At 73.4% G+C, this 10,919-nt stretch carries 2 protein-coding genes; both read right to left on the bottom strand.

What is annotated here, in order from left to right:
- Nucleotides 1-3,639 (bottom strand): beta-ketoacyl synthase N-terminal-like domain-containing protein (locus AB0N76_RS34210; protein WP_363563964.1); only part of this gene is annotated, 3,639 nt, incomplete at its 3' end.
- Nucleotides 3,640-3,697: 58 nt separating this feature from the next.
- Complete coding sequence (locus AB0N76_RS34205; RefSeq protein ID WP_363563972.1) at nucleotides 3,698-10,903, bottom strand: type I polyketide synthase; 7,206 nt, start codon at nucleotides 10,901-10,903, stop codon at nucleotides 3,698-3,700.
- Nucleotides 10,904-10,919: the final 16 nt, after the last annotated feature.

Raw genomic sequence — 10,919 nt, 5'->3', positions numbered from 1 at the left:
CCCCGACGGCCGCCAGTCCCGCACGGCCCCCGACCCACCGGCCACCGCACGCGCCAGCCGACGGCCGAACACCCCCGACGCCCGGAGCGCCACCTGGTCCTCGACCACGCCGGCGCCCGCCGCGGAACCGGCCCCCAGCACGCCCAGCAGCCGTCGCACCACGCCCTCGTCGACCGTCACCGGGAGGTCGACCAGACCGCCCCAGCGCTCGGGGTGCTCCAGCGCGGCCACCCGGCCCAGACCCCACACCTGCGCCTGCACCGGGCTCAGCACCCGGTCCCCGACGCCCACCGACACCGCACCACGCGTCACGGCCCACACCGGAGCCGCCACACCCGCGTCGCCCAACGCCTGCACCAAAAGCAGCGTCCCCGCCACCCCGGCGGCCAGCCGGCCCTCCGGGCCCGCGGCCCGCTCGTCCAACGCCAGCAACGACAGCACACCCGCGAGCTCGCCCACGCCGGTCGCGTGCTCGGCCAGCCGCTCGGCGAGACCCGCGCGCCCCACGGCGGCGGCGTCGACCGGCAGGACCGTCGCGCCGGCACCCGCGAACCGCAGCCCGTCGAGCAGCAGCGGGAGCCACTCGCCCGCGACGTCGGCCTCGGGCACGACGACCAGCCAGGACCCGCCGTCCACCGGCGCGCCCGTGCGCTCGGACAGCGGACGCCAGACGGTGCGGTAGCGCCAGGACTCGGTCGCGGAGCTCTCGCGGCGGCGCCTGCGGTAGGTGGAGAGCGCGGGCAGGAAGGCGTCCAGCGTGCTCCGGGTGTCGTCGCCCAGGTCCAGGATGCGGGCCAGGCCGTCCCGGTCCTGGTCCTGGACCACACGCCAGAACTCTTCGTCGGCCGGGTCGACGGGCGCGGCGTCGTCGCGCAGGGGCGCGTCCAGCCAGTAGCGGTCGCGCTGGAAGGCGTAGGTCGGCAGGTCGATCCGGCGGGCACCCGTGCCTTCGAACAGGGCCGGCCAGGTGACGGGGGCGCCGTGGACGAAGGCCTGCCCGAGGGAGGCCGTCAGGCGGGCGAGGCCGCCCTCACCGCGGCGCAGGGTGCCGACGGCGGCGGCCTGGACGTCGGGGCCGCGCTCGCCGATGACCTCCTCGATCGCCGGGATGAGCACCGGGTGGGAGCTCACCTCGACGAACAGGCCGTGACCGGCGGCGAGGAGTCCTTCGACGCCGTCGCGGAACTCCACCGTCTGGCGCAGATTCGTGTACCAGTACCCGGCGTCGAGGGCCGAGGTGTCCAGGAAACCGCCCGTGACGGTCGACCAGAACGGGACGGTGCCCGTCAGGGGGGTGATGCCGGCCAGGTCCTGAGCCAGACCGTCGCGCAGGACCTCCACCATCGAGGAGTGGGAGGCGTAGTCCACCGGGATACGGCGGACCCTGACCTCACGCTCCTCGCACCAGACGGTGAACGCCTCCAGCGGCTCCGCCGGACCCGACACCACCGTCGACGCCGCACCGTTGACCGCAGCGACGGAGACGCCCTCACCGGCCCACTCCAGGAGCAGATCCCGCACACCGTCCACGGAGACCGCGACGGACACCATCCCGCCCGAACCGGCGAGCTCACGCCCGATCGCCCGCGACCGCAGGACCACCACCCGAGCGCCGTCCTCCAGCGACAGACCACCCGCGACAACCGCGGCCGCGATCTCACCCTGCGAGTGCCCCAGCACGGCGGCGGGCTCGACGCCGAACGAGCGCCACACCTCCGCCAGGGACACCATCACCGCCCACAGCACCGGCTGCACGACGTCGACCCGGCCCAGCCACCCCTCGTCGTCCGACCGCACGACCTCGACGAGCGACCAGTCCACCAGACCCGCGAGCGCCCGCTCGCACTCCGCCATCCGCGACGCGAACACCGAAGAAGCGTCCAGCAGTTCGGCCGCCATCCCCAACCACTGCGACCCCTGCCCCGGGAACACGAACACCGCACCCGAACCCGCAACGGCGCCCGACCCGGACAGCACGCTCGCGGGCAGCAGCCCACCGGAGGCCAACTCGCCCAGACCGTCGACAAGTTCACCCTCATCGCCCGCCACGACGACGGCGCGGTGCTCGAACACCGAACGCGAGGTCGCACGCGAGAACGCCACATCCAGCGCGCGGACCCGGCCCCCACGGACCTGCTCCAGCAGGGCGGCGGCCTGCCCGCGCAGCGCCGCCTCCGACTTGCCCGCCAGCACCACCGGAACGACGGGGAGCTCGACCGCGACCTCCGAGACTTCCGCGACCTCCGGGACGACCTCCTCCGGCTGCTCCAGGATCACGTGCGCGTTGGTCCCGCTCACACCGAACGAGGAAACCGCCGAACGACGCACCCGCCCCGTCTCCGGCCAGGCCCGACCCTCCGTCAGCAACTCGACGGTGCCGGCCGACCAGTCGACCTCCTTCGACGGCTCGTCGACATGCAGGGTGCGCGGCAGCACACCCTCCCGCATCGCCATCACCATCTTGATCACACCCGCCACACCCGCAGCCGCCTGCGTGTGACCGATGTTCGACTTCAACGACCCCAACCACAGCGGACGTTCGGCGTCCCGCTCCCGGCCGTAGGTGGCCAGCAGCGCCTGCGCCTCGATCGGGTCACCCAGCCGCGTCCCCGTGCCGTGTCCTTCGACGACGTCGATCTCGGCGGTCGACAGGCCGGCATTGGCGAGGGCCTGGCGGATCACCCGCTGCTGCGAGGGACCGTTCGGCACCGTCAGACCGCTGCTGGCGCCGTCCTGGTTCACCGCCGAACCACGCACCACCGCAAGGACGTTGTGGCCCTTGGCCACCGCGTCCGACAGCCGCTCCACCAGCAGCAGCCCGACACCCTCGCCCCAGCCCATGCCGTCCGCCGCGTCCGCGAACGCCTTGCACCGGCCGTCCGAGGAGAGCCCTCGCTGACGCGAGAACTCCACGAACGCGCCCGGCGTCGACATCACCGTCGCACCACCGGCGAGCGCCAGGTCGCACTCACCGGCACGCAGCGCCTGGACGGCGAGGTGCAGCGCCACCAGCGAGGACGAGCACGCCGTGTCCACCGTCACCGCCGGCCCCTCCAGGCCGAACACGTACGACAGCCGGCCGGAGACGACGCTCGTCAGGCTGCCGGTCAGCAGGTAGTCGCCGGCGCCCTCCGAGGCCTTGCCCGCCTCGGCCCCGTACTCGTTGTAGGAGGCCCCGATGAAGACGCCGGTCTCGCTGCCCTTGTACTCGTGCGGATCCAGCCCGGCCCGCTCGAACAGCTCCCAGGAGGTCTCCAGCAGCAGGCGCTGCTGCGGGTCCATCGCCAGCGCCTCGCGCGGCGAGATCCCGAAGAAGTCCGCGTCGAACTCGGCCGCGTCGTGCAGGAATCCGCCCTCCCGGGCGTTCGACTTCCCACGGGCCTCGGGGTCGGGGTCGTACAGGCCGTCGACGTCCCAGCCGCGATCGGTGGGGAAGCCGGAGACGCCGTCGGCACCGTCGGCCACGAGCCGCCACAGGTCCTCGGGCGAGCGCACGCCGCCCGGGTAGCGGCAGGACATGCCCACGATGGCGATCGGCTCCCGCGCCGACTCCTCCAGCTCGCGCACGCGCTCACGGGCATCGTCGAGGTCGACCATGACCCGCTTCAGGAAATACCGAAGCTTCTCTTCTGCAGCCATCGAGCTAGGTCCGTTCCAATCAGACGAGCAAAGGTGTAGGGGGGAGGAGGGAGACGAGCTACGAGATCCCGAAGCGCTTGCCGATGATGTCGAAGATCTCGTCATCGGAGGCCTCGTCGAGCCGGTCGGCGGCGAGCTGGCCGGAGTCCGCGCTCCGGGCCTTCTTCACCTTCGCCAGGAGGTTCTCCAGACGCTCCTCGATGTCCGAGGTCGCCAGCTCCTCCACGGCCATTCCGGAGAGCACCGCGTCGATGCGGTCGATCTCCGAGCGGACCAGTTCCCCACCCGCCGGCTCGTCCGGAGCGAGGTGGGTACGCAGGAACTCGGCGAGCTCCTCCGTGGTCGGGTAGTCGAAGACCGCGGTGGCCGGCAAGGACACCGCCGTGGCCTTCTGCAGGCGGTTCCGCAGTTCGACGGCGGTCAGCGAGTCGAAGCCGAGCTCGGTGAATCCGCGCTCCGGGTCGACGGCCGCACCGGACCCGTGCCCGAGCACCACCGCCACCTCCTGGCGGACCAGTTCGACCAGGATCCGCCGACGGTCGGCGCCGGACGCCCGCTCCACCCGCTCCCGCAGGATCCGCACCGCCTCGGCCTCACCGTCGCCGGCCCGGTCCGCCTCCACCGAAGCCGCCAGCGCGCGGGCCGCCTCCGGTACCCCGGTGATCAGGCTGCTGGGCCGCACCGACGTGAACGCGATCGCGAAGCGCTGCCAGTCCACGTCGGACACCGTGACGCACGGCTCCTGCTCACCCACGGCGCGCACCAGGGCCGCCACGGCGCTCTCCGGCGCCATCTCGACCAGGCCACGGCGGCGCAGGTGCTCCGCCACCTCGCCGTCCGCGCCCATGCCTTCCCCGCGCCAGACGCCCCAGGCGATCGACGTCGCCGCCAGACCACGCTGCCGGCGGCTCTCCGCCAGCGCGTCGAGGTAGGCGTTCGCCGCCGCGTACGCTCCCTGTCCGCCACTGCCCCAGACACCGGCGTTGGAGGAGAAGAGGACGAAGGCGTCGAGCGGACGGTCGCCGAGGAGCTCGTCCAGGTGGGCGGCGCCGACCGCCTTCCCGCTCAGCATCTGCTCCAGATCGGTGGGCTCGCTGTCCGTGAGGTTGCCGAAGGTACTCACCCCCGCGGCGTGGACGACGGCGGTGAGCGGGTGCTCGGCCGGGATGCCGTCCAGGAGGGCGGCGAGCGCGGCACGGTCGGCGATGTCGCAGGCCGCGATGGTCACCTTGGCGCCCAGCGCGGACAGTTCCGCGGCCAGGTCGTCGGTGCCCGGCGCCTGGGAGCCGCGGCGGCTGACCAGCAGCAGGTGCTCGGCGCCGTGGCCCGCCAGCCAGCGCGCCACATGACCGCCCAGCGCACCCGTACCGCCCGTCACCAGCACCGTCCCCGACGGCCGCCACTCCGCCACGGGTGCCGCCCCGGCCTCACCCAGAGCCCGGACCAGACGGCGGGCGAACGCGCCCGAAGCGCGAAGCGCCACCTGGTCCTCGTCGCCGAACCCGGCGAGCACGCCGGACAGCCGGCCCAGCACCGCCGCGTCAAGCTCCTCCGGCAGGTCGACCAGTCCACCCCACAACTCCGGGTGCTCCAGCGCGGCCACCCGGCCCAGACCCCACACCTGCGCCTGCACCGGGCTCAGCACCCGGTCCCCGACGCCCACGGACACGGCACCACGCGTCACGGCCCACACCGGAGCCACCACACCCGCGTCACCCAGTGCCTGCACCAGCAGCAGCGTCCCCGCCACCCCGGCGGCCAGCCGGCCCTCCGGGCTCGCAGTCCGCTCGTCCAACGCCAGCAACGACAGCACACCGGCCGCCTCACCGATACCGGCCAGCCGCTCGGCCAGCCGCGCGCGGTCCAGCGCCCGAAGAGGCAGGGTGATCAGCTCGATCTCCCGCTCTCCGCCGCGCAGAGCGCTCACGCAGGCGTCGACCCAGGCCGCGTCGCTCTCGTCGACCCCCTCGGGTGCCACGACAATCCACCGGCCCTGCAGGGCGTCGGAGGTCTTCGCGGCGAGGGCCTCCCAGGTGATGCGGTAGCGCCACTGGTCGGCGGCGGACTGCTCGCGCACCCGCTGCCGGTAGGACGAAAGCACCGGCAGGACCTCGCCGAGGGACTGCGACTGCTCCTCACCGACACCCAGCGCCGCGCTCAGGCCGGCCAGGTCACCGCGCTCGACGACCTCCCAGAACCGGCCGTCGACCACATCCGACGACAGCCGCTCCGGGGTCACCACCGGCCGCTCCGACGCCTCCAGCCAGTAACGGCGGCGCTGGAATGCGTACGTCGGCAGATCGACCCGGCGGGCACCCGTGCCCTCGAACACCGTCTCCCAGGCGACCGGGGTGCCGACCGCGTGCAGCCGGGCCAGCCCCTCGACGGCCGTACGAGCCTGGTCACGGTCACGACGCAGGGACGGGACCACGGCGCGCGCCGGGCCGTCCTGCGGAAGGCACTCGGCGACCATCCCGGACAGCACCGCGTCGGGGCCGACCTCCAGGAAGGCGCCGGTACCGAGGTCGAGCATGGTGGCCACGGCGTCGGCGAAACGCACACCCTCGCGAACCTGACGAACCCAGTAACCCGGATCCGTCCACAGCTCCGTCTCCACCCGACCCGTCACCGTCGACACCAGCGGCAGTACCGGCTCACGCAGCTCCAAGCCCGCCACGACGGCCCCGAACTCCTCCAGCATCGGATCCATCAGACCCGAGTGGAACGCGTGGCTCACCGTCAGGCGACGAGTACGGAAGCCACGCTCCGCCGCAGCGGCGGCCACGGCGAGGACCTGCTCCTCGTGTCCGGAGATCACCAGCGACGACGGACCGTTCACGGCCGCCACCCACACACCCTCGGTACCGTCCAGCAGTTCCCGAACATCGGCCTCGGACGCACCCACGGCCACCATCGCGCCGCCCTCGGGAAGCGCCTGCATCAGCCGACCACGCGCCACCACCAGCGCGCAGGCGTCCGCCAGGGACAGCACACCGGCAACATGAGCGGCCGCGATCTCACCCACCGAGTGACCCGCCAGAACACCAGCCGACACACCCCACGACTCGAAGAGCCGGAACAGCGCGACCTCAAGCGCGAAGATCGCCGGCTGCGCGAACCCCGTGCGGTGGATGCCCTCATCCGATGGCAGCTCCACACCGAGCTCCGCACACACCTCGTCATAGGCCCGGGCGAACACCGGGAACACGGCGCTCAGTTCGCCACCCATCCCCGGCCACTGCGAACCCTGACCCGAGAACACCGCACCCACACGGCCCGAAACCACCTCGGACACCGCGACCGAACCCGACGCGACATCCGCGAGCCGGGACAGCAGCTCCTCCCGATCGCCCGCGACCACGGCCGCCCGGTGCTCGAACACCGAGCGCGACGTCGCCAGCGAGAACCCCGCTTCCAGCACACCGAGTTCGGGATTCACCCCGAGCCGCTCCAGCAGAGCCGCGGCCTGGCCCTGGACCGCCTCGACGGACTTGCCCGACAGCACCACCGGCACCGCGGGAAGCGTGACCACAACCTCCGCGACAGCCTCCACGGACGGCTCGGCCTGCTCCAGGATGACGTGCGCGTTCGTCCCGCTCACGCCGAACGACGACACACCCGCCCGCCGAACACGGTCCACCTGCGGCCACGCCCGGTTCTCGGTCAGGAGCTGAACAGCGCCCGTCGACCAGTCGACCTCCGTCGAGGGCTCGTCCACGTGCAGGGTCTGCGGCAGCACACCCTCCCGCATCGCCATCACCATCTTGATCACGCCCGCCACACCGGCAGCCGCCTGCGTGTGACCGATGTTGGACTTCAACGACCCCAGCCACAGCGGACGTTCGGCATCCCGCTCCCGACCGTAGGTCGCCAGCAGCGCCTGCGCCTCGATCGGGTCACCCAGCCGGGTGCCCGTCCCGTGCGCCTCGACGACGTCGACCTCGGAGCCGGTGAGCCCGGCACCGGTCAGCGCCTGCCGGATCACCCGCTGCTGCGACGGACCGTTCGGCGCGGTCAGACCGTTCGACGCACCGTCCTGGTTCACCGCCGAACCACGCACCACCGCAAGGACGTTGTGCCCCTTCGCGACCGCGTCCGACAGGCGCTCCACCAGCAGCACGCCCACGCCCTCGCCCCAGCCGGTGCCGTCCGCCGCGTCCGCGAACGCCTTGCACCGACCGTCCGCCGCGAGACCGCGCTGACGCGAGAACTCCACGAACGCACCCGGCGTCGACATCACCGTCACGCCACCGGCCAGCGCCAGATCGCACTCGCCCGACCGCAGCGCCTGCGCCGCCAGGTGCAGCGCCACCAGCGAGGACGAGCACGCCGTGTCCACCGTCACCGCCGGCCCCTCCAGGCCGAACACGTACGACACCCGGCCCGACATCACACTCGCGGTGTTCCCCGTCATCACATAGCCCTCCAGCTCAGCGGCCTCGTCCGCGCGCTCCATCAGGAGCGGGACGTAGCTCTGGCCGTTGGTGCCGATGAACACACCGGTCGCGCTGCCCTTGAGCCGGTCCGGCGCGATGCCGGCCCGCTCGAACACCTCCCAGGAGGTCTCCAGCAGCAGCCGCTGCTGCGGGTCCATCGCCAGCGCCTCACGCGGCGAGATCCCGAAGAACCCAGGGTCGAACTCCTCCGCGTCCTGCAGGAACGCGCCTTCGCACGCGTAGGACTTGCCCCGCACCTCGGGGTCCGGGTCGTACAGGCTCGCCAGGTCCCAACCGCGGTCGGCCGGGAAGCCGGAGACCGCGTCGACGCCGTCGGCCACGAGTCGCCACAGCTCCTCCGGCGAGCGGACCCCGCCGGGGAAGCGGCAGCTCATGCCGACGATCGCGATCGGCTCGTCCGCCGCGGGCGCCGCCGTACGGACGCCGGCGGGCACGGGCGCCGAGTCCGGTCGAACGCCCAGAAGCTCGTCACCGAGGAACTGGGCCAGCGCCTCGGGGGTCGGGTAGTCGAAGACGAGGGTCGCCGGAAGTCGCGTGCCGGTGGCCGCGGCCAGCCGGTTGCGGAGCTGGACCGCGGTCAGCGAGTCGAAGCCGAGCTCCTTGAACGCGCGGCGCTCCTGGACGAAGTCCGCCGATTCGTGCCCCAGGACACCGGCGACCTGCGCGCGGACCAGGTCGAGGATCCGCCGGTCCTGCTCGTCCCTGGCCAGGCCGCGCAGGCGCTCCGCGAGGGAGCCCGCCCCGGCGGCGGCGCCGGCGGCCTCGGCGGCCTCGGCGGCGGCCTCACGGAGCCTGCGCACCTGGGGCAGGTCCGCGACGAGCGGCGAGCTCCGCAGCTCGCCGAGTCGCCGGTCGAGCCGCTCCCAGTCCACATCGGCGACGATCACGGCGGTCTCGTCGTGGTCCAGCGCCTGCTGGAGCGCCTTGATGCCGAGGTCCGGCGCCATCGGGGGGATGCCGTTGCGGCTCAGCTGCTCCTGGACGGCCGCTCCGGTGGCGAGGCCCACGCCGCCCCACGCGCCCCAGGCCACGGAGGTCGCGGTGAGACCCCCGGCCCGGCGGAGCTCGGCGAGAGCGTCCAGGTAGGTGTTGGTGGGAGCGTAGTTGGCCTGCCCCAGCGACGGCAGGGTGCCCACCAGCGAGGAGAAGAGCACGAAGGCGGAGAGCTCGTGGTCCCGGGTCGCCTCGTGCAGGTTCCAGGCCGACGTGGCCTTGGAGCGGAGCACGGAGTCGAAGCGGTCCAGGGTCAGCGAGTCCAGCATGCCGTCGTCCAGGGCGACAGCGGTGTGCATCACGGCGGTGAGCGGGTACTCGGCCGGGATGCCGTCGACCAGCGCGCGCACGGCGTCGCGGTCGGCGAGGTCACAGGCCGCGACCGTCACCTTCGCGCCCGACGCGGACAGCTCCGCGGCCAGGTCGTCGGCGCCCGGCGCCTGCGGACCACGCCGGCTGACCAGCAGCAGGTGCTCGGCACCCTGCCCCGCCAGCCAACGCGCCACATGACCGCCCAGCGCGCCCGTACCGCCCGTCACCAGCACCGTCCCCGACGGCCGCCAGCGGCGCTCGGCCGGGCGAGCACCCAGACCGGCCTCCGCCAGGCGGGGCACGAACGCGCCCGAGCCGCGAACGGCCACCTGGTCCTCCAGGCCACCCGCCAGGGCGGCCAGCAGCCCTGCCCGGACCGCCTCGTCGTCCTGGCCCAGGACCACGTCGACCAGTCCGCCCCAGCGCTCCGAGTACTCCAGCGCGGCCACCCGGCCGAGGCCCCAGAGCTGGGCCTGCTCGGGGTCCGGCAGGCGGTCGTCCTCAGCACCGGCCACCACCGCGCCGTGGGTGACGACCCACAGCGGGGCGGCGACGGCCGCGTCACCGAGCGCCTGCGCCAGGACGACGGTCGCCGCCAGCCCGGCCGTCAGCGCATCGCCGGCCACGTGCCGCCCGCCCGCGGAGGCCAGCAGGGAGAGCACACCGTCCACCGGCCCGCAGCCCGCCAACCGCGCGGCCAGGTCGGACCGGTCCGCCGTGGTCGCGTCGACCTCGATCACCTCGGTCCCGACACCGGCGGCCCCGAGGGTCGCGAGGCAGAACTCCCGCGCCGCCTCGTCGCCTTCGGAGGCCGTGACGACGAGCCACTTACCGGAGGGGGCAGCGGAGTTGGCTATCGCGGCCGGCTTCCAGGTGGTGCGGTAGCGCCAACCGTCGACCGTCGAGTCCTCCCGCACCCGCCGACGCCACGACGACAGCACCGGCAGAACCGCACCCAGCGACTCCTCCTGCCCGCCGTCCAGACCCAGCACATCCGACACCGACGCCACGTCCGCGTGCTCCACCGCACGCCAGAACGCCTCGTCCACCGGATCCACCGCCACACCACCGTCACCCTGCGGCTTCTCCAGCCAGAAACGGCGGTGCTGGAACGCGTAGGTCGGCAGGTCTACGCGACGTGCACCCGTACCCTCGAACAGGGCCGGCCAGGCGACGGGGGCGCCGTGGACGAAGGCCTGCCCGAGGGACGCCGTCAGCCGGGCGAGCCCGCCCTCACCGCGGCGCAGGGTGCCGACGGCCGCCGCCTGGAGGTCGGGGCCGTGTTCGCCGATGACCTCCTCGATCGCCGGGACGAGCACCGGGTGGGAGCTCACCTCCACGAACAGGCCGTGGCCGGCGGCCAGGAGACCCTCCACGCCGTCGCGGAACTCCACGGTCTGGCGCAGGTTCGTGTACCAGTACCCCGCGTCCAGCGCGGAGGTGTCGAGGAAGCCACCCGTGACGGTCGACCAGAACGGGACAGTGCCTGACACCGGCGTGATGCCGGCCAGATCGTGG

Origin of the sequence: Kitasatospora sp. NPDC093806 (genome assembly GCF_040683335.1) — a bacterium.
GTDB lineage: Bacteria > Actinomycetota > Actinomycetes > Streptomycetales > Streptomycetaceae > Kitasatospora.
This window is presented reverse-complemented; position numbering and strand designations above follow the sequence as displayed.